Origin of the sequence: Streptomyces sp. NPDC046925, assembly GCF_040644915.1 — a bacterium.
Lineage (GTDB): Bacteria > Actinomycetota > Actinomycetes > Streptomycetales > Streptomycetaceae > Streptomyces.
Map to the genome: position 1 here is coordinate 121,429 of NZ_JBEYWZ010000015.1, position 21,013 is coordinate 142,441.

The 21,013-nt window shown below is 70.9% G+C and carries 21 protein-coding genes and 5 pseudogenes; 12 read left to right on the forward strand and 14 right to left on the reverse strand.

The genetic code is table 11. The features are described 5' to 3' along the window. Positions 1-177: 177 nt before the first annotated feature. Positions 178-532 (forward strand): annotated as a pseudogene (locus ABZ906_RS39355) (transposase); the annotation flags it as partial. Positions 533-598: 66 nt separating this feature from the next. Here the strand turns inward: ABZ906_RS39355 and ABZ906_RS39360 are convergent. The 4 genes from ABZ906_RS39360 to ABZ906_RS39375 are packed head-to-tail and all read right to left on the reverse strand — an operon-like array spanning position 599 to position 3,234. Then, positions 599-1,261 carry a response regulator transcription factor gene (locus ABZ906_RS39360; protein ID WP_361390956.1) on the reverse strand — a complete coding sequence of 221 codons (663 nt, stop codon included), beginning with the start codon at positions 1,259-1,261 and terminating at the stop codon, positions 599-601. Further along, on the reverse strand, positions 1,215-1,964 hold the full coding sequence (locus ABZ906_RS39365) for a phosphatase PAP2 family protein (RefSeq protein ID WP_361390958.1): 750 nt from the start codon (positions 1,962-1,964) through the stop codon (positions 1,215-1,217). Before ABZ906_RS39365 ends, ABZ906_RS39360 begins: the two co-directional genes overlap by 47 nt. Further along, positions 1,961-2,569 carry a phosphatase PAP2 family protein gene (locus ABZ906_RS39370; RefSeq protein WP_361390960.1) on the reverse strand — a complete coding sequence of 203 codons (609 nt, stop codon included), beginning with the start codon at positions 2,567-2,569 and terminating at the stop codon, positions 1,961-1,963. Before ABZ906_RS39370 ends, ABZ906_RS39365 begins: the two co-directional genes overlap by 4 nt. Then, positions 2,566-3,234 carry a DedA family protein gene (locus ABZ906_RS39375; protein WP_361390962.1) on the reverse strand — a complete coding sequence of 223 codons (669 nt, stop codon included), beginning with the start codon at positions 3,232-3,234 and terminating at the stop codon, positions 2,566-2,568. Before ABZ906_RS39375 ends, ABZ906_RS39370 begins: the two co-directional genes overlap by 4 nt. A 140-nt stretch (positions 3,235-3,374) precedes the next feature. Between ABZ906_RS39375 and ABZ906_RS39380 the strand changes: the two genes are divergently transcribed. Beyond that, entirely contained in the window at positions 3,375-3,743 is a 369-nt protein-coding gene (locus ABZ906_RS39380) for a BlaI/MecI/CopY family transcriptional regulator (protein ID WP_361390964.1), read from the forward strand. Then, positions 3,740-4,672, forward strand: a complete 933-nt coding sequence (locus ABZ906_RS39385; RefSeq protein ID WP_361390966.1) for a M48 family metalloprotease — start codon at positions 3,740-3,742, stop codon at positions 4,670-4,672. Before ABZ906_RS39380 ends, ABZ906_RS39385 begins: the two co-directional genes overlap by 4 nt. Before the next feature lie 10 nt (positions 4,673-4,682). Here the strand turns inward: ABZ906_RS39385 and ABZ906_RS39390 are convergent, their stop codons facing one another. After that, complete coding sequence (locus tag ABZ906_RS39390; RefSeq protein ID WP_361390968.1) at positions 4,683-4,889, reverse strand: hypothetical protein; 207 nt, start codon at positions 4,887-4,889, stop codon at positions 4,683-4,685. 198 nt (positions 4,890-5,087) lie between these two features. On the opposite strand from ABZ906_RS39390, the pseudogene ABZ906_RS39395 reads away from it, so the two are divergent. Then, positions 5,088-5,826 (forward strand): annotated as a pseudogene (locus tag ABZ906_RS39395) (response regulator transcription factor). 97 nt (positions 5,827-5,923) lie between these two features. Here the strand turns inward: ABZ906_RS39395 and ABZ906_RS39400 are convergent. From ABZ906_RS39400 to ABZ906_RS39415, 4 genes are read right to left on the reverse strand one after another with little or no spacing between them, the layout of a single operon-like run. Next, positions 5,924-6,829, reverse strand: coding sequence for a M48 family metalloprotease (locus ABZ906_RS39400; RefSeq protein WP_361390970.1), 906 nt, complete (start codon positions 6,827-6,829; stop codon positions 5,924-5,926). Further along, the gene (locus ABZ906_RS39405; protein ID WP_361390972.1) at positions 6,826-7,218 is read right to left on the reverse strand and encodes a BlaI/MecI/CopY family transcriptional regulator; all 393 of its coding nucleotides are present in this window, start codon (positions 7,216-7,218) and stop codon (positions 6,826-6,828) included. Before ABZ906_RS39405 ends, ABZ906_RS39400 begins: the two co-directional genes overlap by 4 nt. A gap of 9 nt (positions 7,219-7,227) precedes the next feature. Continuing rightward, positions 7,228-8,430 carry a glycosyltransferase family 4 protein gene (locus ABZ906_RS39410; protein ID WP_361390974.1) on the reverse strand — a complete coding sequence of 401 codons (1,203 nt, stop codon included), beginning with the start codon at positions 8,428-8,430 and terminating at the stop codon, positions 7,228-7,230. Beyond that, complete coding sequence (locus ABZ906_RS39415; RefSeq protein ID WP_361191459.1) at positions 8,427-8,861, reverse strand: hypothetical protein; 435 nt, start codon at positions 8,859-8,861, stop codon at positions 8,427-8,429. Before ABZ906_RS39415 ends, ABZ906_RS39410 begins: the two co-directional genes overlap by 4 nt. 78 nt (positions 8,862-8,939) lie before the next feature. Here ABZ906_RS39415 and ABZ906_RS39420 point away from each other — a divergent pair. The 4 genes and pseudogenes from ABZ906_RS39420 to ABZ906_RS39435 all read left to right on the forward strand — a co-directional run. After that, a pseudogene (locus tag ABZ906_RS39420) lies at positions 8,940-10,304 on the forward strand (hypothetical protein); the annotation flags it as partial. 223 nt (positions 10,305-10,527) lie between these two features. Further along, complete coding sequence (locus ABZ906_RS39425) at positions 10,528-10,917, forward strand: MerR family transcriptional regulator (protein ID WP_361191457.1); 390 nt, start codon at positions 10,528-10,530, stop codon at positions 10,915-10,917. Between the two features lie 383 nt (positions 10,918-11,300). Beyond that, positions 11,301-11,684: a BlaI/MecI/CopY family transcriptional regulator gene (locus tag ABZ906_RS39430; RefSeq protein ID WP_361191455.1), complete on the forward strand. Its 384-nt coding sequence runs from the start codon at positions 11,301-11,303 to the stop codon at positions 11,682-11,684. A 14-nt stretch (positions 11,685-11,698) separates the two neighbouring features. Beyond that, positions 11,699-12,661, forward strand: a complete 963-nt coding sequence (locus tag ABZ906_RS39435) for a M56 family metallopeptidase (RefSeq protein WP_361390976.1) — start codon at positions 11,699-11,701, stop codon at positions 12,659-12,661. 164 nt (positions 12,662-12,825) lie between these two features. Here ABZ906_RS39435 and ABZ906_RS39440 read toward each other — a convergent pair. The 4 genes and pseudogenes from ABZ906_RS39440 to ABZ906_RS39455 all read right to left on the reverse strand — a co-directional run. Then, positions 12,826-13,293: pseudogene (locus ABZ906_RS39440) on the reverse strand (hypothetical protein); the annotation flags it as partial. 831 nt (positions 13,294-14,124) lie between these two features. Continuing rightward, positions 14,125-15,144, reverse strand: coding sequence for a serine hydrolase domain-containing protein (locus ABZ906_RS39445; RefSeq protein WP_361390978.1), 1,020 nt, complete (start codon positions 15,142-15,144; stop codon positions 14,125-14,127). A 241-nt stretch (positions 15,145-15,385) separates the two neighbouring features. Then, a complete protein-coding gene (locus ABZ906_RS39450) occupies positions 15,386-15,880 on the reverse strand; it encodes a hypothetical protein (RefSeq protein WP_361390980.1) in 495 nt (164 codons plus the stop codon). Further along, positions 15,877-16,729 (reverse strand): annotated as a pseudogene (locus ABZ906_RS39455) (IS5 family transposase). Before ABZ906_RS39455 ends, ABZ906_RS39450 begins: the two are co-directional and overlap by 4 nt. Before the next feature lie 278 nt (positions 16,730-17,007). On the opposite strand from ABZ906_RS39455, the gene ABZ906_RS39460 reads away from it, so the two are divergent. Further along, on the forward strand, positions 17,008-17,172 hold the full coding sequence (locus tag ABZ906_RS39460) for a hypothetical protein (RefSeq protein WP_361390982.1): 165 nt from the start codon (positions 17,008-17,010) through the stop codon (positions 17,170-17,172). 825 nt (positions 17,173-17,997) lie between these two features. Here the strand turns inward: ABZ906_RS39460 and ABZ906_RS39465 are convergent. Beyond that, positions 17,998-18,315 carry a hypothetical protein gene (locus tag ABZ906_RS39465; RefSeq protein WP_361390984.1) on the reverse strand — a complete coding sequence of 106 codons (318 nt, stop codon included), beginning with the start codon at positions 18,313-18,315 and terminating at the stop codon, positions 17,998-18,000. A gap of 62 nt (positions 18,316-18,377) precedes the next feature. Between ABZ906_RS39465 and ABZ906_RS39470 the strand changes: the two genes are divergently transcribed. The 3 genes from ABZ906_RS39470 to ABZ906_RS39480 all read left to right on the forward strand — a co-directional run bounded on the left by ABZ906_RS39470 (position 18,378) and on the right by ABZ906_RS39480 (position 21,006). Then, complete coding sequence (locus ABZ906_RS39470) at positions 18,378-18,641, forward strand: hypothetical protein (RefSeq protein WP_361390986.1); 264 nt, start codon at positions 18,378-18,380, stop codon at positions 18,639-18,641. 594 nt (positions 18,642-19,235) lie between these two features. Then, on the forward strand, positions 19,236-20,633 hold the full coding sequence (locus ABZ906_RS39475) for a S8 family serine peptidase (protein ID WP_361390988.1): 1,398 nt from the start codon (positions 19,236-19,238) through the stop codon (positions 20,631-20,633). Between the two features lie 4 nt (positions 20,634-20,637). After that, a complete protein-coding gene (locus tag ABZ906_RS39480; RefSeq protein ID WP_361390990.1) occupies positions 20,638-21,006 on the forward strand; it encodes a hypothetical protein in 369 nt (122 codons plus the stop codon). Positions 21,007-21,013: the final 7 nt, after the last annotated feature.

Sequence of the window (21,013 nt, forward strand, 5' to 3'; positions counted from 1 at the left end):
AAGCTGCGGCGTGAGCGGGGCAGGGGTAAACGGGAGTCCGCGCACGTGCGGTACACCCACCGTCTGCGGGTGTCGTCGACCGGGGGCACTGGGCTGGAGGCGGAGTGGGCGCGTTGCCGGTGGCTCTGGAATGAGTGCGTGGCACGCTCGAAGAAGGCGCGCCGAGGGTGAGGAGTGTGGTCCAAGCGCGTGGTCCGGGGCCCCGATGTTCTGGTCGTCGAGGACTTCAGGCCGCGGTTCCTGGCGAGGTCGACCATGGCCCGCACGGCGGCCGACGCTGCGATCGGCGCCACCAAGCAGGCCTTGCTCGAGCAGGCCCGCAAACACGGGCGCCGCCTGTATCTGGTCGATCCGAGGCACACGACGATGGACTGTGCCGCGTGTGGTGCGAGAGCCAAGCACCGCCTGCCTCTTTCCGAGAGAACGTATACGTGCACCGCGTGCGGAAGGGTGTCCCCCAGGGACAAGAACTCCGCCCGCGTGATGCTCGTCCGGGCTGGTCTCGCACCCGGCTAGCGCTGATCGCGTAAGACTTGCCTCCTCGCCGAGGGGCAAGCAGCGTGAGCTAGGAATCCGCCGGCTTCCAGCGGATGAGGAGTCAAGACAGGCGGTGTCCGATCCCGCGTGCGGTGCCGATCGTCAGGGCGCTGCCCGCCTCGCGCAGCTTGCGGCGCAACCGGCTCAGGTACTGGTCCAGGGTGTTGTCGCTGACCTGCGCGCCTTCGGGCCAGCCGGCCCGGACCAGGTCACGGCGGCGCACGAGGTCCCCGTCCGCCGCGACGAGCGGGGCAAGGAGCCTAAACTCCGTGGGGGACAGCGGGACGCGGAGGCCGTGCACGGTGACGTGGTGGCCGACCGCGTCCAGGAGTAGATCACCGGTCATGGCCGGGGAGCGGGGGCCTGCGCGTTTGAGTGCGGCGCGCAGCCGGGCGGCGAGTTCGGCGAGGTGGAAGGGCTTGGGCAGGTAGTCATCCCCTCCGGCGGAAAACCCGGCCAGCCGGTCAGTGAGGTGGTGACGGGCGGTCAGGAAGATGACCGGGGCGAGGAATCCGTTGGCGCGCAGTGCCTGGCACACGTCCCGACCGTCCGCGTCGGGCAGCCCGACGTCCAGGACGAGTGCGGCGATGTCGGCAGTGGCCAGCCGCAGGGCCGTGGCTCCGTCGGCGGCGGGCAGGGGGTCGAATTCCTCCTCCCGCAGGCCGTGGCGCAGGACGTCACGCAGGGCGTGATCGTCCTCCACCACCAGGATCTTGGGGCGCATGGTTCTCCATCGGCTGAGGGGCAGAGGCCGTCGTGTGAGTGAGGAAGCGGGCGGGCAACAGGTGGGCGGCCACGCACAAGTACGTGCCCAGCCAGCCGAGGGCGAACAGCCAGCCGCCAAGGACATCGGTGAACCAGTGCACGCCGAGGAAGACCCGGGTCAGTCCGACCAGCAGGCCCCAGCAACCCACGGCGATCCGGAGCGCGGTGCCGCCGCGCGGGCGGCGCAGGGTGAGCGCGGCGATCAGCAGACCGGCGGTCAGGGTGGCTGTGGTGGTGTGCCCGGACGGGAAGGCGAATCCGCTCGCGTGCGTCGTCCAATCGCCCTGCGGCGGCCGTGCGCGGTGCACGAGCTCCATGACGGCGTACCGCAGTGCTTGCCCCGAGCCGAGGCAGGCGAGCGAGAGGACGGACGCGAGCAGCCGGTGTCGCACGGTGTGCCCCGCCACGAACCCGGCCAGGACGACAAGTACGTACGGGACCACGCCGGTACCGGAGGCCGTTACTCCGCGTGCCACTGCCACGGCGACCTCCGGGCGGTGGCCGACCGACCAGACGAGGAAACCGTCGTCCAGCCACAAGGGTGAACCGGCCCGGCCGATCACGACCAGGGCCAGGACCCCGAACGCCGCCCACGCGCCCAGCGCGACGCTGCCGAGCAGATCGGCGGCGTCCCTTCGGCTCGTGAGATCGACGCGGTTCATGTGGCCGTCAGCAGCAGACGCAGCGAAGCCGCCGCCGTCATCCGCCGGGCCAGCACCGAAGCCCGACGCCTCACCACGAGCATGGAACCGAGCGCGACGAGAGAGCCCACCACGAGCCCGGCCAGGATGTCGTGCGGATAGTGCACACCGACCCACACCCGCGAGGCCGCCATGGCGGCTGCTGCTGCGCAGGCCATTGCGCCCAGGCGCCGCGAGACGAACAGCAGTGCCACGGCCGCCGCTGCGGCGATGGCTGCGTGGTTGCTGGGGAAGGACCAGTCACCGGGCGCCGGGCACGCCTCCAGGGTCGGTACCTGCAGGCTCTGGCACGGCCGGTCTTCTCGGACGATCAGCTTCAGGGCGTCGTCCAGGGCGAACGCCAGGGCCGCCACCGCAGGAACGGCCAGTGCCGTCACCGCCGCTCCGGCGCCCACGCGCCGGGCCCGCCACCAGCCGAAGACCATGAGCAGCGCGAACACCGCGAGCCCGTATGCCGACCACACCGTCACCGTGGCATCCAGCCAGCCCGGCGAGCGCTGCGCGAGGTCCGTCACGTCCCGGTAGACGGAGCCGTCGACCGAGGCCCCGTCGAAGGCGAGGATCATCCTCGGACCTCCTTCTCTTTGCCGCGCCCGCGGGAGCGGTACAGCTCTGCGGCGAGCGGAAGCAGCGATAGCACCACGATCAACGCGACCAGCGGCAGCAGATAGCGGTCCACGTTCGGGATCGAGGAGCCCAGCGCGTACCCCGCCAGGGTCAGGCCGACGCTCCACCCCAAGCCGCCGGCCACCTGCCACACGGTGAACACCCTGACCGGCACCCCCAGCGCCCCGGCCAGCGGATTGAGCACGGTCCGCACCACCGGCACGAACCTCGCCAGGACGATCGCCTTCGCGTGCCCGTAGCGCGCGAGGAGTTCCTCGGCTCTCTTCGCCCCCTCGTGCAGCCGCGCCGAGCGGCCGCGGGCCAGCAGGGCTCCGCCCGCTCGGCGCCCGATCAGGTAGCCGCACTGCGCCCCGGCCAGTGCGCCGAACGCGGCGGCGGCCAGCAGCGGTGCCAGCGACAGCCGGACGCCGTGCTGCCCGCTTCCCGTGCACAGCAGGCCCGCCGTGAAGAGCAGCGAGTCGCCCGGCAGGAAGAAGCCGATCAGCAGGCCCGTCTCGGCGAACATCACCACCCCGACACCCAGCACGCCGAAGGCGGCAAGGAGCGATTGGGCGTTGAGCGGGTTCACCGCGAGCTGCGACGATAGAACCACGGGTGTGGTCATCGGCATGAGTCCTTTCCCTGCGGGCGACCGGAGGTATGGCGCTCGTGCGCACAGCAACCGGCATACGCAGCACCTGACTGACTACAAGTCTGTAGACGGTCTACGTTACTGTAGACGCAGTGGAGGTGAGGATCGTTCCCATGAGCAGCGAGAAGGACGACCGCCGCTCGGCGGGTGCACTGGAGGCCGCGGTGATGGCCGCGCTGTGGACGGCAGATGCCGCGCTCACACCCGCCGAGGTCCAGGCCGAGCTCGGCTCCGGGCTTGCCCGCACCACGGTGACGACGATCCTGTCCCGCCTGCACGAGAAGGGGACGCTCGAGCGGCAGCGGCAGGGCCGTGGCTACGCCTACCGCCCTATACAGGACCCGCACGGCCTGACCGCCCTGCGCATGCACGGCGAACTCGACCGCGACAGCGACCGCGAGACGGTCCTCGCCCGCTTCGTCGCCCAGCTCGACCCGGACGACGAACAGGTCCTGCGCCGAATCCTTGACGAGGGCCCATGACGATCGCGGTACTGCTGCTCCCTCTGTTGCTGCCCTGTGTGGCGCCGCCGCTTGCGCGCCGGATCCCGGGCCGCTGCCCGCCCCGGGCCGCCCTGTGGACGCTCAGCGCCTCGGCGCTCCTCCTGGCGGCGGGCACCGTGGCGGCGCTCGGCACACTGGCCCTGACCGGACTGTTCAAGATCCCGGCCCTGGCTGCCCTGGGCGAACTGGTGCACCCGCTGCCGACGCCGTCCGTGCGCCTTGTCCTGCCCCTGGCCGCACTCGCCGCCGGGCTGCTCGTGCTCGCCGCGCTCGCCCTCGGGCGCTCGGTCGTGCGACAGGCCACGGCTCTGCGGACCGCCCGCTCCCGGGCCGACCGCAGGCCTCCCGCGGGCGACCTGTGCGTCGTCGAGTCCGCGCACCCCGACGCGTACGCCCTGCCCGGCCGGCCGCATCGCATCGTCGTCACCAGCGCCATGCTGCGCAGCCTCGACGCCCGCGAGCGCGAGGCGCTCTTCGCGCACGAGCGAGCCCACAACGCAGGCGGTCACCACTACTTCCTGGCCGTGGCCGAACTCGCCGCCCACTGCCACCCCGCCCTGCGCCCGGTCCGCGCGGCCATCCGGCTTGCCGCCGAGCGGGCCGCCGACGAGGCCGCCGCCACCGCCGTCGGCGACCGCCGCCTGACCGCGCGCGCCATCGCCCGCGCCGCCCTGGCCGCACACGCGAGCGACACCTCCCGGCCCGCGGTGACACCCGCGGCCACCACCAGCCCCGTGCCGCAGCGGGTGGCCGCCCTCCTTTCCCCCGCCGCCCGGTCCCCGCGGGCCACGTCCTGGATCGCCGCCCTGCTGGCCGTCTGCGCGCTGGCCTCCTGCGCCACTGCGGCGACCGTCGCTGTCCACGTTCACCAGGACATCGAGGTCGCCCAGGGCGAGGCCGGCCGCTGAGCGCCGGCTGTCACCGGGGCGCGCCGGATGGACCGGGTTCCTCGTCGCGGCGAACACCGGCCGGGACCAACAGCGTGAAGGTGGCGGGGGCGGCGCGCGTGGCCGAGAGCCTGCCGCCCAGCCTCGTCGCCAGGTCGCGGGCCAGGGCCAGGCCGATCCCGCTGCTTCTGTCGGCGCCGCGGCCCCGCTCGAAGAGGCGTGCCGGGTCTCCCGTCACCCGGCGCTCACGGCGAGCGCCGCCCCGCTCGCCGTACTGGCCGCGGCCCTGAACGGCATCCGCGGCGCCCGACGCCCCGCCGTCGAAGAACTCCGCGACCTGACCTGTGAGCCGTAAACCGTGCAGCCGTGTGAACGCCCCGGACGTACGGAACGGAAGCCCGTGCCGATGACCCGCCCCGGTCCTACGCTGTCGCCCATGGGCACGCCCGCCGCACCCGACCGCGGCCGCCTGAGCGTCCTCGTCGTGGAGGACGACGACACCATCGGACGCCACCAGGAAACCGGCCTGCGCAGCAACGGCTACACCCCCACCTGGAGCCGCACCGGCACCTCGGCCCTGACCGAGGCGGCCCGTAGCGCCTACGACGCCGTGCTCCTGGACCTCAGCCTGCCCGACCTCGACGGCCTCGACCTCGCCCGCACCCTCCGCACGCGGTGCCCCGACCTGCTGATCGTGATCCTCACCGCACGCACGCACGGACGACATCGACGTCATCGCCGGCCTGGACGCGGGCGCGGACGACTACTTGGTCAAACCCTTCAGCCTCACCGTCCTGCTGGCCCGCCTTCGCGCCCACCTGAGACGCCAGACGACCGCGCCCCCAGTACAACGCCCGCTACGGGTCGGTGACTTGACCATCGACACCATGGAACGCCGCTGCACCCTCCATGGCACGGACATCCCCCTGCGGCCGAAGGAGTTCGACCTGCTCGCCCTGCTGGCACGGCACCCCGGGGAAGCGGTGCCGCGCGAAGACCTGATGGCACAGGTGTGGGACGAGAACTGGTTTGGCCCCACCAAGACCTTGGACGTCACCATGGCAGGACTGCGCCGCCGCCTCGCCCTGGCCGCCGCGGGATCCGCCCGCCCCTGCCGACTCCCGCAGATCACCACGCTCCGAGGGCACGGCTACCGCCTGGAGCGAGGCCCTTAGCCAGAGGGAGCGTCCGGCAGGCGGGCTCGTGCACCCCCAACCCCTGTGAGGGCGGTGGCGTCCCCTCCTCGAACCGGGCTTCCCACAACGGTGTTGGCTAGAGCGGCAGCGTACCGGCAAGGAGTTGCAGGAAGTCGCCGGTGGCGTCGGCGGCGCCGAGGGCCGGGAGCAGACCGAGGGTGAGGGCGGCGGCGGTCAGGGGCCACAGGCGTGGGGGTGGGGCGGTCTGCAGGGCGGCCACGCGGCGGGTGACGGCGCGGTCGGTGAAGTTCAGTACGCAGACGGGCTGGGAGCGCGCCGCGACGAGGGCGGCGCGGGCCAGGGCGCGGGCGGTGGTGGTCCGGTCGCCGACGGCGACGGCAGCGCGTTCGTCGGCCCAGCGTTCGATGAGGAAGACGACGGTCGTGCGTACGGGCGCAAGGAAGGGGTTGGCCGCGACGGCTACGGTCACGGCGGCAGCAACGAGAGCGTGCCGGTGGGTGAGGTGGGCGCGCTCGTGCGCCAGCAGGACGCGGCGCTCGGCGGGTTCGAGGGCGCCGAGCATAGCGGCGGTGACCAGGATCCGGCCGGGGGCCCCGGACGAAGCCGGGATGGCGAAGGCTTGCGGCACCGGGGAGGCGGCGACGACCAACTCGGTGTCCTGCGGGTGGCCTTCGCACAGGCGGCGCAGGGTGCGGCGGGTGGTGCACTCCTCGCGCAGCGAACGCCACACCCGGTACCCGATCACGATCAGCGCCAGGACGGCGACGACGGCGATGGCTTCGGGGACCGGTTCGGGCAGGCTGCGGCCGTCCTCGTGCGCTTCTGCCGTCACCGGCGGGGCCTCGCTGATGAGGGTGGCGGCGAGCAGAACGAGCGCCCACGTGGTGGCGGCGGCGGTGACGACTGCGGCGGCGGTGAGCACGCGAGCCGCCAGGGCGGGGGCGACCCGCCTGCCGAGCGTGGGGCCGATGGCGGCGAGCAGCAGGGACAGGACGAGCGGAGTGTAGACGTCGATTCTCATGGGCCGCTCCCGCCGAGGAGGTCGCGCAGCGCCCGCTCCTCCTCGGGGCTCAGTCCGGTGACGAACTGCTGGAGGGTGGCGATCGGGTCGGGGCCGCGGTCGAGGGCCTGGTGCATGGCCTCGGCGGTCATCTCGGCGGCGTTCTTCACCGGGCGGTAAGCCCCGCGCCGCCCCTCCGCGTCGCGCAGGACGAGGCCCTTGTCGTGCAGACGCTTGAGGATGGTGTGGACCGTGTTGTAGGCGAGGTCACCGCCGATCCCGGCCTGGATCTCGGCGGGGGAGAGGGCCTTGTCGGTGGCCCACAGGGAGGCGAGGACTTCGCTTTCCAGCTCGCCTGCGCCGCGCCGTTCCGCTTTGCCCGATCTGCCTTGGGGGTTGGTGCCTGCCATGCCGTCACCTTACAGTGCGTAGGGTTTTGGGGGAGAGGGGGCGCCGGGCGCACCGGACCGGGCCGCGGTGAGTTCAGCGAACAGGCTCTCCCACTGTTCGCGGATGCGTGCGGGGGCGTAGCGCCGGGCGGCGAGGGCCGCCTCCTCACCCAGCTTCGCGCGCAGTTCGGGCCGTTCGATCAGGAGGTTGAGGGCCTGCGTGAGCGCCGCGGTGTTGCCGGGGGTGATGAGCAGTCCGTCCCGGCCACCGGTGATGATCTCGCGCGGGCCTTGCGGGCAGTCGGAGCTGACCGGCGGGACGCCGTGGCTCATCGCCTCGGCGAGCACCATGCCGAACCCTTCGTGGCGGGAGGCGAGGGCGAAGACGGAGGCTTTGGCGAGTTCGGCCTCCAGGTAGGGCGTACTGCCCATGAGGTGGACATGGTTGTAGAGGTGCCGTTCGTGGATGAGCGCGCGCAGGCGGCCGCGTTCGGGGCCGGAGCCGTAGATGCGCAGCCGCCAATGGGGGTGGGCGCGGGCGACGGGGGCGAAGGCTTCGATGAGGGTGTCGAAGCCCTTGGCCCTGACCAGCCGCCCGGCGCTGATGATGAGGGGCCGGTCCAGGGGTGAGCGTGCGGGGGCGGCGCCGGGCAGGGGATTGGGGATGCACTCGATACGGACGGGTGCATCGGCCAGGCGCGCGGCATAGGTCTGCCGGTCGGCCTCGGTCAACACCGTCAGGGCGTCGAGCCGCGGGTACCAGAGGTCGATCTGGTGGGTCAGGGCGAGCTTGTGGCGCTCGTAGTGCAGGTGTTCCTGTCCGATGCGGAGCACGGAGGGCGGGGCGAAGCGGGCGGAGAGAAGATTGAGGCCGGGGCGGGTGGTGATGAGGACGCCATCGGTCAGGGAGCGCAGGTAGCGGGTGATGCGGCGGTCGGTGAGACGGCTGAAGCGCGTGAACTTGACCTCCGCGCGCGGGATCAGCTGGCTGGGGCGCCGCCGCTGCCACGCCTCGAAGTGCCGCCTGCCCCAGGGGCCGGCGGCGGTGGTGTCGGTGAGGGCGTGCAGGTGAACGCCGGGGTGGAGCGGGAAGGCGGGGGCGGCACGGTGCCGGTGGACGCTGGCGATCTCCACCTCGTGTCCGACGGCGGCCAGCGCGTTCGCCTGGTTGACGACGGTGCGGACGGTGCCGCCGACCGCGTACGCGTTCAAGAGCAGGAAGCGGATCGTCACTTCCCCTCCCGGCGGCAGGCGATCGAGAGGTTGTCCTTGACCGTGTAGTACGGCTCCACCCAGGCGCCGGCGGCGAACTGCGCCGGGTACACGAAGATCTTCTTCTTGCCGGTGATGTCATCCAAGTGCCGCCCCACGCGCAGGAGGCCGACTCCCGCGCCGACATCGAGATAGAGGTCCCAGACCTGTTCCGATGCGGCGCAGGGGTCACTCAGGGACTCCAGGGCAATGCGCGCCTCGAGCCGGACGCCGTCGCCGCCGGCGGGTACCCGCACCTCGGCGCCGGCCTCGCCCCGCGCCTTCAGGACGAGCACGGCCCGCTCGCCCCCGCCGCCCGCCAGCGACAGGCACAGCCGGATCTGTCCGTCGCGCGGCCAGACCTCCTCCACCTCCACGCCGTGCACCCCGTCGGCGCCCCGCTCTTCGCGCATGTCCGGTCCTTCCCTTCACCCCGACCCTACATGACGTAGGGTGGAATAACCCTACAACCTGTAGGGGTGGGGGCGGAAATGGCGAGGACCACGCACACCGCGCTCGCCGCTGTCGCGGCAGCGTTCGCAGCGGCTCAACTGATCCTGGTACGACCCGAGATGGGGCTCGGCTGGGACGAGACGGTCTACGTCAGCCAGGTCGGCTCGCACGCTCCGGCGGCCTTCTTCAGCGCGCCGCGCGCCCGGGGCGTCTCGCTTCTTGTGGCGCCGGTGGCCTCCTGGTCGTCGTCCACCGTGCTGCTGCGGGTCTATCTGGCGCTGCTGGCGGGCGTCGGCCTCTACGTGGCGCTGCGCTGCTGGCGGGGGCTGCTGCCCGTGCGGGTCCTCGCGCCGGCTGGGGCCTTGTTCGGGTCGCTGTGGGTGACGGTGGCCTACGGCCCGCAGGCGATGCCCAACTACTGGGTCGCCATCGGGGCATTGGCGGCCGCGGGGTGCTTCCTGCGCGCCCAGCGGAACCACCACGACCGCAGGGCCGCCGGGGGCCTCGCGGTGAGCGTGGCGCTGATGGCGCTGATGCGGCCCACGGACGCGGCCTGGGTGACACTGCCCTTGTGCGCCGCGCTGATCGGCATACGACGGTGGCGGCAGCCAAGGCTGTTGGGGGCGCTCGCCCTCGGGTTCTCAGCCGGGGCCGCCGAGTGGGTCGTCGAGGCGTACCTGCGCTACGGCGGACTCGGCGCGCGCCTTGCCGAGGGCTCCCGGATACAGGGCGGTCTGGGATGGCACCTCGCCGTCGGCGATCAACTGCGCAGCCTGGGCGGGCGGACACTGTGCCGTCCGTGCACCGGAGCGATGCCCGATGCTGCCGTGACCGTGTGGTGGTTCGTGCTGCCGCTGCTCGCGGCGGCGGGTCTCGCGATCGCGGCGCGGGCGGGCCGGGCGGCGACCACGCTCCTGGCGCTGGCGTGCGCCGCCTCGGCGGCCTTCCCGTACCTCTTCCTGATCGGCTACGCGGCGCCGCGCTTCCTGCTGCCCGCCTACGCGCTCCTCACGATCCCGGCAGCCGACGCCCTCGCCCATCTTGTCACCGCACCCAAGGGGTGGTGGCGGGCCGTGACAGGTGCGCTGGTGGCAGCCGTGCTCGCGGGGCATCTGGCCGTGCAGTACACGGTGTTGGAGCACACCGTGCACCGCTCCACCGCGGCCCGCCGCGACTACGCCCGCGCCGCCGCCGAGCTGCACCACCTCGGCATACGGCCGCCCTGCCTGCTCACCGGACACCAGGCCATCCCCATCGCCTTCTATGCCGGGTGCGCCTCCGCCCACACGCGCGGCCACAATGCCAACGCGACCGCCGGGCGCATCATCCGGGCGGCCCGGACCATGGAGGTCGCCGCCATCGAGCCCCCCGGCAGCCGGCCGCCTCTGTACGCCCGCACCTGGCACCCGGACCGCCTGGAGGGGCTCGGGGTGTACGAGGGCTACCGCGCCTACCTGGCCCCCGCTTCCGCGACGCCGGCGCATCGGACGCGGGCTTCGGCGAGCCGGCCGGATTCCTCCGGCGAGAGGCTGTCACGTCCGCGCCCGATGGGACGGAGCGCTGTCGCCGCCTTGCGGACGGATAGACTCTTGCGTCTACAGGACCGTAGTCGGTCTACTGGAGTCCATGCGAATCGGGGAACTCGCCAGGCGGTCCGGGGTGGGCGTGCGCCTCCTGCGCTACTACGAGGAGCAAGGCCTCCTCGAGGCCGACCGCGCCCCCGGGCGGCCGCGCGAATATCCCGAAGGGGCAGTGGGCAGCGTCCAGCTCATCCGGCGCCTCTACGACGCCGGACTGACCGGCAAGGCCGTCGCGGAACTCCTGCCGTGTGCGACCACCGGCGCAGTGACACAGGGAAAGCTCGACCGCCTGCTGGCCGAGCGCGACAGCATCGCCGTCCGCATCAACGAACTGACGCGGGCCAAGGCGGCGTTGGACGGAGTGATCGGACGAGTCCAGTCCGGCGGGTTGCTTCGGGACGGCGGCAGCGCCGCCGGCGCACTGCCCGACCGCTGATGCGGAATTGCGCCCCGCAGGAAGACTCCCCACCGCAGCAGTGCCTAGGCAGCCTAAGCCAATGAGATCTTGACTTTTAACCGGCCCTGCCCTGGCCGGCTGCGTCGAGTTCGCGCAGAGCTGGCGGCAGGGTGAGCCGTGAGGCGAGCGCGGACCGCTGCGCCTCGGAATGCTCTTCACGGGTGCGCGGTCCGCGCGGTACAGCACCGCGCCCCGGAGGACCCCGGGGCCCACCCCAGGCGGTAGCTTTGCCAGGCCACGCCGGGGTTAAATTGAGCGCGCTGCGAGATCATTTTTGACCTCTGTGTACAACAAGGTGAACGTTGATCGGGCGCGGGCTCCGGGGGTGTTCCGCGGGACGCCGGTTGTGGGAGGAGAAGACTGTGGCGGACAAGCGCCGGGACGAGAGACGTCCGCACGGGGAACTGGTCGCAGACGTGCTGGCGGTGTTGTGGCAGGCCGGTGAGCCGATGACCGCGCAGCAGGTCAACGCCGCCCTCGACAAGGGGCTGGCCAGGACCACGATGGCCACCATCCTTGCCCGGCTCTACGAGAAGGGCACGCTGCGCCGGATTCCGGTAGTGCGTGGTTATGCCTATGAGCCGGTGGAAGACGCGGCGGGCCTGGTGGCAGGGCGCATGCACCGCGAGCTGGAGAGCGATCCGCGGCGTGATCTCGTCCTGAAGCGGTTCGTTTCGTCCTTGTCCGAGGACGACGAGGAGACGCTGCGGAGTCTGCTGTTGGAAGCCGAGGACAAGTCCGAGTGACGTATGGGCCGGTCGTGGTGGTTCTGACCCTCGCTTTTCCCTGGGGCGGGGCGGCCATCGCACGGCGCCTTGCTGCTGTGCTGCCTCCGCGCTGGGCCTGCTGGCTGCTGACGGGCGCCGCTGTCCTCCTGGCCGGCGGGACCATATCGGCACTGGTCGGCTTGTTCCATGTGCCGTTTCTCGCCTCGCTCGAGCAGCTGTCTTTCACCCGCGTACTGGAGGAATGGCCGGCGGCGGTGCCGCTGGCCGGTGCGGCCGGAGCCGTGATGCTGGCGCAGTCGGTACTGCTGGTGCGGCGCTGGCTTCAGCACCGGTCTTTGCTCAAGCGCGCCTGGCTGGTGGCTGACGAGGGCACGGGGGACGGGGATCTGCTGGTGGTCCCCGGGAGCTACGTGGATGCCTTTGCGCTTCCCGGATACCGGGGGCGCCGGGGCCGGGTCGTGATGACCTCCGGGATGGTGCGGTCACTGAAGACCGGCGAGCGCGGGGTTCTGCTGGCGCACGAGCGGGCGCACCTGGCCGGGCGCCATCATCTGCTGTCGGCGGTGGTCGATCTTGTGGCTGTCGTCCATCCCGCGCTTCGCAGCCTGCGTACGTCGTTGGCCTTCCACCTGGAGCGGTGGGCGGACGAGGAAGCGGCCGCGGTTGTGGGCGATCGGCGGGTGGCCGCTGCGGCAGTGGCCCGGGCCGCTCTGGCCGGGGCGGCCCATGGCCGCAGCGGCGGGTATCCGCTGCTCTCGGCGACGAGCGGACCTGTTCCGCAGCGTGTCGAGGCCCTGCTGCTGCCCGAACCTGCGGCACCGCACGGGGCATTCCGGCGAGCTGGCGCCGTCAGCCTGGCAGGGACGGTGGTCGTAGCGGCGGTTGGCGCCCTCGCGCTGGCCTACGGGCTGCACGAGTACGTGGAATACGCCGCGCGGCAGCTGATCGGCGCCCCGTCGGGATGCTCGAGTTGCTGGAACTTGCTGGGCGCGTAGTCCCGTCCGGGCATGCCTCAGCGATCATGGCCGGCCCTTTCGGCGGCCGCGTCCGGCGGATCGGCGACGGGGCCGCGTGCTGCCACCGCGCGGCAGCAGACGGACTCGCGGCACGCTTCGGGCGCGCGTCCGTCTGCTCCTGCGGGCGGTGTGAGCCGAGGTGATCAGGCTGTCGTGGGGGAGGGTTGGGACTGTGCCGCGGTCAGTGCCGTGCTGTAGCGGCGCAGCAGGAGCAGGAGCAGGAGCAGGAGCAGGGCGGTGGCGGCGAGGCCGATGGCCCAGTAGCCGATCAGGGTGATGCGGAAGCCGCTCGTGGTGTCGTCCAGTCCGCGCAGGAGGCCGACGTCGATGTTCTGGGCGCAGTCGAAGAACTGCAGGAACGCCGTGACGATCAGCAGGTGGGTGGCGGTGGTCAGGGGACGGTCCGAGCCGGTTTCGAGGAAGGGAGCCGGCACGAGCCGGGGCAGCGTGACATAGACGATACCGACGCCGGTCATGCCGAGCCGGGGCAGGCCGAACGTGCCTTGGACGAGGACCCAGTTGAGCGCCGCGTTCACCGCGATCGAGGCGAGGGTGATCTGCAGGAGGGCCTGGGGGCGGCACATGCCGACGGTGAACTGGCGGATGGCCCGTTCGCTTGGCAGTCCCTCCAGCGGCTCGGCGCAGGGTCCGCTCCACCACGTCACGGGCGGCCAGCCAGTTCATGGCGAGCCCGGCCCGGGGAGCTGCGGCCCGGACGGATTCGGCGCTGGGCTTCCTGCTCTCGTACATCATGTTCCTCCCAAGGCAGGCATACAGATGGCGGGAGTTAGCCGGAGGCTGAGTGCAAGCAGGCGTACTGTCGAACCTCCGGTCACGAGGCGGGGCCCTCCGAGGTCGAGCTGCTCCGCGTGGCGCGGCGCGTACGCCAGGAGGACCAGGCCCACAGTGCTAACGCGTGCTGTGTCCCGCGGCGGGGTGCGGCGAGTCAGAACCCGGCGACCAGGCCCACGGTGACGCTGGAACCGGCCAGAACCCTGCCGACGAACGAGCACGGATGGGCGACAAGACCGACCTCGCGGGTCTGGTCCAGCCCGGGAACCAGTGACGCGCCAGGCAGCGGGACGGGAGATCTCGCTTCGGGTCTCGCGCTCGGCCAAAGCGAGCGGGGCCAGGCTTCGACCTCGCCGCGCCGGGCGGACATGGGTGCCTCAATTCGCGGAGGTGGGTCGAACGGCCGTGCGCAGCAAAGTCTACGTGAATGTAGACAGTGAAGGAATGCTAGCCATACCCGGCGCTGAGTGGGCTGCTCGGAGGCGTCCTCGCCCCCCGGCCAGTGCCCCGGCGAAACAAGACGGTCCGACCGGCGGCCGACGAACACAGAGCAAGTCGGTCTCGCCGCAGGCCGGTTCGAAGAAGTAGTGCCGCCCCAGAAGAGGGGCTTGACGCACTCCTCCTGGTCCTTCGTCAGCCGGTGGCTGTCCTTACACGCCGCAGAACTCCGCCTCGATGATCCGCCCGGCATCGCCCGCCCAGTCGCCGTTGAAGTTCACCGCCAGCGAGTGCCGACCGCCGGCCGTGCTGTAGCCATCGGAGTGCGAACCGTGGATATCACCCGCGTGGCCCCAGACCACCACACCGCAGGGCAACCGGACGCCTTCGATGCCGAGCCCGTATCCGTTCTGCGGATCTTGCGACTGGTTCGGCACGACAGTCTTCATGTCCTTGAGCTGTGCGGGCGGCAGCAACTCCCCACCCAACAGGGCCGAGTAGAAACGGTTCAGGTCGGCCGCGTCAGAGATCATCGACCCGCTGGCGCCCGCCGCGGACGGGTTCAGCTCGGTGACGTCGTAGACCGGTCCGTCGTCCAAGAACAGCTTGGAGTACCCTCGGCTGCCCGGCTGCGGCATCGTCACGTCGGTTCCCGGCACGGTGGTCGCGTGCAGCCCGAGGGGCGCGATGACACGCTGCTTGATGGCGACCGCGTACGAGTGCCCGGTGACCTTCTCGATGACCATCCCGGCCAATACGTAGCCGGTGTTGGAGTACTTCCACCCGGCGCCAGGAGCGAAGTCGGGCCGGTGTTTCATGGCGAGTGTCACCAGCTGTTTCGGGGTCCAGGTGTCGTAGCGGTGCCGGAGGAAGCCCTTGCCGAAGAGCTTGCCGGCGTACTCCTCGTCCTGGATGTAGTCGAAGATGCCGCTGGTGTGGTTGAGCAGCTGCCTGATGGTGGTCTTCGCGCCGTCGTTGCCGTGGCCCTGGACGACCCCCGGCAGCCATTCCTCCACCGTGTCGTCGAGGTCGAGGCGGCCCTCCGACTCCAGTTGCAGCAGGACGGTGGAGACGAACGTCTTGGTGATGCTGGCGATCCGGAAGCGGTCCCGGGGTGTCCTCGGTTGCCCCGTGCTCCGGTCGCCGACACCGGCGGTGCCCCGCCAGATCTGGCGTCCGTCCCGGACCCGGGCGACAGCTCCCGGCACGCCGTCTCGGACGGCGGCGTCCAAGGCTCTCTGGGTCGGCTCGTGCCGGCCATCTGCGCCGGCCGAAGCGGCGTGGGAGGGGCCGGGTAGTGCCCCTCCTGTCACCAACACCACCGCCACCGCTGTTGCTGCTGTTGCTCTGCGGATTCGCATGCCACGCCCCTTCCGTTGTCGTACCTCTGCGGTTCGGGCAGAGGGACGCCAGGCCCTGGTGGGGAGTTGCGGGTCCAGCATGCATGGGTCATTTTTCAGCCCTTCGCGAGGATCAGACAGAGGTTCGTCTCACTGCGCACCGGCTCAGCGGAGTGACATAGCCGCTGGCGTCACCGTGATGGACGTACTCGTCGCCTTCTCCCTCACTGGCCGGATCGGCGCGCTGACCTGCGGTATGTCTCTGTCTGAGACTGAAGACCTTCTCGGCCCGGGGCGCCCGCACCCAGCCCACCGCATGAGAGGGCGTTAAGTCCGTTTCTGGTAGCGGCCTCGTCCGGGCTGGCTGAGGGGAAGCCTTGGCGGAGTGGTTGAAGGCATTCACGATGGCCTGGTAGGCGGTGTTGGTCTCGGGCGGTTGGCTTTCGCTTCCTGCGGCCGGTGCGAGTTCGGTGATGACCTTCCGGGTGGTGGCCAGGTCCGCCAGCCGCGCTTGGGTCTCGGTCAGGGCGCCGGTCAAGTGCGTGATCCGGTGGCGTAGTCCACCGGTCCTGGCCGCGGTTTCATCGTGCTGGGCCTGCAGGTCGGCGAGGAGCTTGGTGATGTTCATACGGCCAGCTCGAGGGTGCCGCGCCAGGCGGGGGCGGGCGGGGTGAGGCGGCGGGTCATGTTCGCGACAGATGCCCGGTAGACACGCGAAGCGGAGGTGTCGGGCCGGTGGCCGTACTCACGGGCCAGCCGGCGGTGCAGTATCAACGTGCCGTTGACCTGCTCCACGATCCATCGCTTCGGCGGTGGGACGTAACCTTTGCCCTGATTGGCGGGGTTGCGGCGGACGGCCTCGACGTCGATGTCCAACAGGGCGCCGTGGATGAGGACTTCATCCTTGAAGCCCTGGTCCACCCGGCCCTTCTCCAGACGGTGGCCGCACCGCTCGGCCACCTGGTCGAGCGGAGCGGTGCCGGCGGCGTTGTCGTCTACGGGGCGGCCAGCACCACGACGCCGATGATCAGGCCGAGAACATCGACGGCCAGCCCGCGCTTGCGGCCCGACACCTACTTGTTGGCGTCCAGCCCCGTCGTGGCCTTGGGAACACCCGCGGCCGCGCGGACCGACTGGCGCCGATGACCACGAGGGGCGGGCCCTCTAATTGTTTCGTTCTCTCCCGTACCTGGCAGCGCAGAAGTTCCTGGATGCGCCGGTCAAGCCCGTCCTGGCGCCACAGGCCGAAGCAGTAGAACACCGCTGACCAGGACGGCAGATCATGCGGGAGGTAGCGCCACTGGCAGCCCGTCCGGTTCTGATAGAAGGTCGCGTTCACGACCTCCCGCAGGTCACAGGCCCCCGGATCTTCGGTCGCCGACCGCTTCACCCGGTCCTGCCTCCAGGCCGTGATCACCGGCTCGATCAACACCCACTGCTCATCCGCTGAGTCGCTCGGGTTCGGATCTCTCTTCACGCCCGCATCTCAGCATGAACATGTCGGTCAGGCGCCCCTCGCGACGATCAGTCCCACGACCGAGCGGTCACGAACCGAGGAAGATCGGATTTAACGCCCTCTCAGGGGTGAGGAGCAGGCACGACTCATTTCCTGGACTTCGGGGACGGGAAGCCGCGAAGTAGATACACTCAACGCGCCTAATAGGCCGTGTAGTTCGCGCAAGAGATTGGACGCCGAGGGCTCTCCTGCTGGGGGGTGGCGCTTTCGGCGCCGCTGATCTCTTCGGAAGGAGCTACATGGAACTGGCGGGTTGGGTGACCGTCGGGACAGCGGTGGTTGTTGGGGCTTTCACAGTGGTGGGGCACCTCTTCGACCAAGTGCCGGCCCTCGCTCAAAAGCTGATCATTGCGATTCGATCCGTTCGTGCCGTGCGCGATGAAGTAAGGGACGGTCGCGAATGATCGTCGGCCCTGCCGAGAGGGCTTACCGTCCTCGGGCGGGGCCGAATTCGAAGCCCCCATTCCAGCTCGTCCTCGGCAATGGCGAGAACCGTGGCCGCGGTAGTCTCGGGCTCCTGAAGTGCGATGCGCACGCGGCGCCGGGCGCGGAAGACGACTGGGTAGCCGAGCTCGCGGGCGATGGCGGGATCAGGGAGCGGCGATGGACGGCAGCCGCCCGCGCTTGAACTCTGCTGTGATGGCGTGTATTTGACGATTCAGCGCGTCCCTGGATGGTTGGTGGCGGTTCTCGTTGCGGCCATGGGAAGTGGGCTCGCTGCGTGGCTTGCGGCCTGGTGAACAGGAGCGCCGGACGTTAGGCAGGACGTTCTACCAAGCTCCATGCCGCCTGGCACACCATTCGGCGTAAGGCGTGGCGCGGGAGTTTGTGGGTTACGCCATGCGGGGTACACCCTGTCTGGCATGACTCATTCGAGCGCCAAGCCGGCCCCGCCTGCTTTTGAACTCCGTTGCGGTGGGCTGCATTTGACGATTCAGCGCGTTCCCGGATGGTTGGTTGCGGGCCTCGCCACGACGGCGGGGAGCGGGCTCGCGGCGTGGCTTACGTCCCGGTGACGGTCCCCGCGGGGAAGTTCTCGGCTGTCTTGGCGAACGGGCCGCCGTTGTCGCAGCGGGTGAGGGCGGAGAGGCCCGGGGTCGGCCGACGGCGTTCAGGGCGGTGGACAGGCGATCATTGACCGGTAGCTGGGCGGGGCTTGTGTCGCGCACGCGGGCTGCGGAGCGGTACAGGGGCCGCTGCGGGTGCTGCATGTGTCACTGCCTGGGCGGCTACGGTTTCGTCTTCGGCGTCTGCCGAGTTGAGGCTGTCAGTCGCCTGTATCCGATCACCGCGCGAACCAGGATCGCTGAAATGGCTGCGCCGGCCACAGCGAGTCCGCCGCGTTCCCACCACGTCACTCCGGGGCCTCGGGCGGTGATTGCGCCGATCAGCAGGACCGGTCCCGAGAGGAGCAGCACGAACATCCGCCAGTTCATCCACTGCGTCCACGACTGCCGTTGCCGGCCGTCGATGTCCACGGGAAAGATCCAGGCGGCAAGGCGCATGAACCACAACTGCTCGGGATCGTGTTGTCTGGCCCCAGGCATGGAGCAACTGTCGCATACAGCGGATGGCGCCGGGTGCCGGACTCCAGGGAGGGGAAAGACCGGTGACCAGCAACAACTTCATCTCGATCGACGTGTTCTGCACCCTGGACGTGGGCAAGGCTGAGCCTCACGGCAGGGCCTTGCTGCGCGAAGGCCGCACAGGCTTCGACAAGCCGCTGCCAGGCGGTGACCCGGACCTGCGCCAGCTGTTCGCCCGCCTGCTTCGACAAGGTTCGGCTGTTGGCCGAGGCCGGCCGCTGGCTGTCCCGAAACGGCACCTGCTCCGTGCTCACCCGCGTCGACGACGCCGGCGCCCTACTCCATGATCACCACCGCAGCGTAAGCCGACAACGGCGCGACCGACGTGCCGACGGATGGGCCTGTCGGCAAGTCCAACCGCATGGGCCCCGGTCAGCGTGCTCGCGCCGGGGCGGTGTTCGGCTGCGGCCGGTGCCGGCGCGGCCGGTGGGGCGTTCAGCGCAGCCGTGCGCAGGCAGGCAGCGGCACTCGCTTGCTGCCGGCTTGTCCGGGGCGTTTCCTGTTCCTGCAGAACAGGCGGCTTGCGCGGGCCGGTCCGCTCGGGGGTGTCGGCGGCTCGGGGTGATGCGGTTGCTGTGAGCGTTCCGCCGGAGGTTTCCTTCCGGCGCCTGGGCCCCCTTCACCGTGTCGCGCGAGGGACGTCCGAGTGCCCTGTCAGATCCGAGATGGCGGCCGCGGCCAGAACTACTACCTGCGGAGAATCGCTGAGGGGAAGACTCCGTCCTACGTCGGCTGCTGCGGGTGGCCTACGCGCGGGCCAGGCGCGTGGCGTAGAGGGACTGGTAGTTGCATGACCGCGCATTGACGGCCGGCTCCGACAGCAGGACTTTGGCAGCACGCACGGCCGGGGGGCCGTGCGTGGCGAGTTGAGCGGTGGGGGCATGAAACCGCATCTGTTGCTGCGACTGCGGGCGGGCAGCCAAGGGGTCGAGGCCGCTTCCTGGCTGGACGCCGCCTGCGGACACGACGGCCACGCACCCGACCCGCGGCCATACGGCCCGGCCGTGCTCACGCCCGCGATCGACTCGGTGCTGCGGCGGCACCGGGTCGGGGTGCGTGTCACGCACGAGTACCCGCAGGCCCGGCCGGGCAGGTGGAGCGCGGATGAGCGGGCGGCCGGTCTCGACCGGGTCTACCGGCTGATCGTGCGTGACCGCGCGGATCTGCCGTCGGGCATGGTGGATGAGATCGCGATGCAGTCCGAGGTGGATTTCGCGCGCGGCCCGCAGGTGACGTCGACTCCGCTGGCGCCGCCGGTGCCGGTGCCGGTGCGGGCCCTGGCCCGGAGCACGGATGCCCGCTCCCGCAGGCACATCGGCCTGCCCGAGGCCCATCGCCTGGGCGAGGGCAGCCCCGAGGTGGTCGTGGCCGTGCTCGACACGGGAGTCGACGTCGATCATGCGGAGTTGGCGCCGGCCGTGCTCCCCGGATTCGACTTCGTGGACATCATCGACGGTGCCGAGCGGTTCGTCGGCGACCACCTCGACGCCGACCCCGATCCCGAGGATCTGGTGGGACACGGCACGCACGTCGCCGGGATCATCGTGGGCCGGGGAGTGGGGATGCCGCGCGGTGTGGTGCCGCAGTGCCGGCTGCTGCCGGTGCGGGTGCTCGGGGCGATGCGGCGTGGCGAGCGGGCGGTGGGCGCGGGCCTCGTGGAGAACATCGATGTGGCGCTGAAATGGGCGGTGGACCAGGGCGCCGACGTGATCAACATGAGCTTCGGACTGCGCAGCAGGGGTGGTGGCCTGCCGCACCGGGATGTGGTCGCCTACGGACTGCGCCGCGGGGTGACGATGGTGGCGGCGACCGGTAATGACGGCAGCGATCGTGAGCTGTACTACCCGGGGGCGCTGCCCGATGTGATCGCGGTTGGCGCCAACGATGCGGATGACGAGGTCGCGGCGTTTTCGACGTACGGGCCGCAGGTGGTGCTGACCGCACCCGGCGCGGACATTTACAGCAGCGTGCCGGGCAACCGCTACGCCTTCGCCAGCGGGACCTCGCAGGCGGCGCCCTTTGTGTCCGGCGCCGCGGCCTTCCTGCAGTCGCTGGCAGTCCGGGCGGTCGGCGAACGCCTCTCGGCAGCCGGTATCCGGCGTCTGCTCGTACGGACCGCGGACCGGCCCGACGCCCGGCTGCGGACCCCGAGGGGCGGACATGGCCGGCTCAACCTTGCCGATGCAGCCCGGCTTCTCGCGTACGAGGGGCATCGCGGTGTCGGCACCGGCCGCCACGGAGCGATTCCCGCGCGGCTATCCCACGACAGGACGAGGTGACGACGTGACGAGCGGTGCGGCTAAGACATCGGGCAAGGATGCGGGGGCGGGCGCCGGGGGCAAGACCGCGACGGGGCCCGACGGATCCCAGAATCCTCCGCCCGATGACAGCGATGAGGTCGCCAAGCTGAAGGCCCGGGTGGCCGAACTCGAAAGGCGCCTGCAGGTGGTGGAGCGCGAACTGGAAACCAGCCGGCGGGAGAACCAGCAGCTGCGCGACGAGCGTAGGGAACTGGAGCGGCGGGAGGACCAGGAGGACGAGTTGCAGAGGATCCTCACGGTCACCGACGAGGGGGAGCGGGCCCGCAGGCTGGCCAAGCTCAGCTCCGAGGAGCGCCGGCTCTACGTCAAGCTCCGCATGGACTCTCGGTAAGGAGCCA

Coding starts and splice junctions, on each gene's coding strand:
- ABZ906_RS39370 (WP_361390960.1), bottom strand. CDS start 2,569: ATGATCCTCGCCTTCGACGGGGCCTCGGTCGACGGCTCCGTCTACCGG.
- ABZ906_RS39425 (WP_361191457.1), top strand. CDS start 10,528: ATGCGAATCGGGGAACTCGCCAGGCGGTCCGGGGTGGGCGTGCGCCTC.
- ABZ906_RS39475 (WP_361390988.1), top strand. CDS start 19,236: ATGAAACCGCATCTGTTGCTGCGACTGCGGGCGGGCAGCCAAGGGGTC.
- ABZ906_RS39460 (WP_361390982.1), top strand. CDS start 17,008: ATGGAACTGGCGGGTTGGGTGACCGTCGGGACAGCGGTGGTTGTTGGG.
- ABZ906_RS39385 (WP_361390966.1), top strand. CDS start 3,740: ATGACGATCGCGGTACTGCTGCTCCCTCTGTTGCTGCCCTGTGTGGCG.
- ABZ906_RS39465 (WP_361390984.1), bottom strand. CDS start 18,315: ATGCCTGGGGCCAGACAACACGATCCCGAGCAGTTGTGGTTCATGCGC.
- ABZ906_RS39415 (WP_361191459.1), bottom strand. CDS start 8,861: ATGCGCGAAGAGCGGGGCGCCGACGGGGTGCACGGCGTGGAGGTGGAG.
- ABZ906_RS39380 (WP_361390964.1), top strand. CDS start 3,375: ATGAGCAGCGAGAAGGACGACCGCCGCTCGGCGGGTGCACTGGAGGCC.
- ABZ906_RS39405 (WP_361390972.1), bottom strand. CDS start 7,218: ATGGCAGGCACCAACCCCCAAGGCAGATCGGGCAAAGCGGAACGGCGC.
- ABZ906_RS39450 (WP_361390980.1), bottom strand. CDS start 15,880: ATGAACATCACCAAGCTCCTCGCCGACCTGCAGGCCCAGCACGATGAA.
- ABZ906_RS39375 (WP_361390962.1), bottom strand. CDS start 3,234: ATGACCACACCCGTGGTTCTATCGTCGCAGCTCGCGGTGAACCCGCTC.
- ABZ906_RS39360 (WP_361390956.1), bottom strand. CDS start 1,261: ATGCGCCCCAAGATCCTGGTGGTGGAGGACGATCACGCCCTGCGTGAC.
- ABZ906_RS39365 (WP_361390958.1), bottom strand. CDS start 1,964: ATGAACCGCGTCGATCTCACGAGCCGAAGGGACGCCGCCGATCTGCTC.
- ABZ906_RS39400 (WP_361390970.1), bottom strand. CDS start 6,829: ATGAGAATCGACGTCTACACTCCGCTCGTCCTGTCCCTGCTGCTCGCC.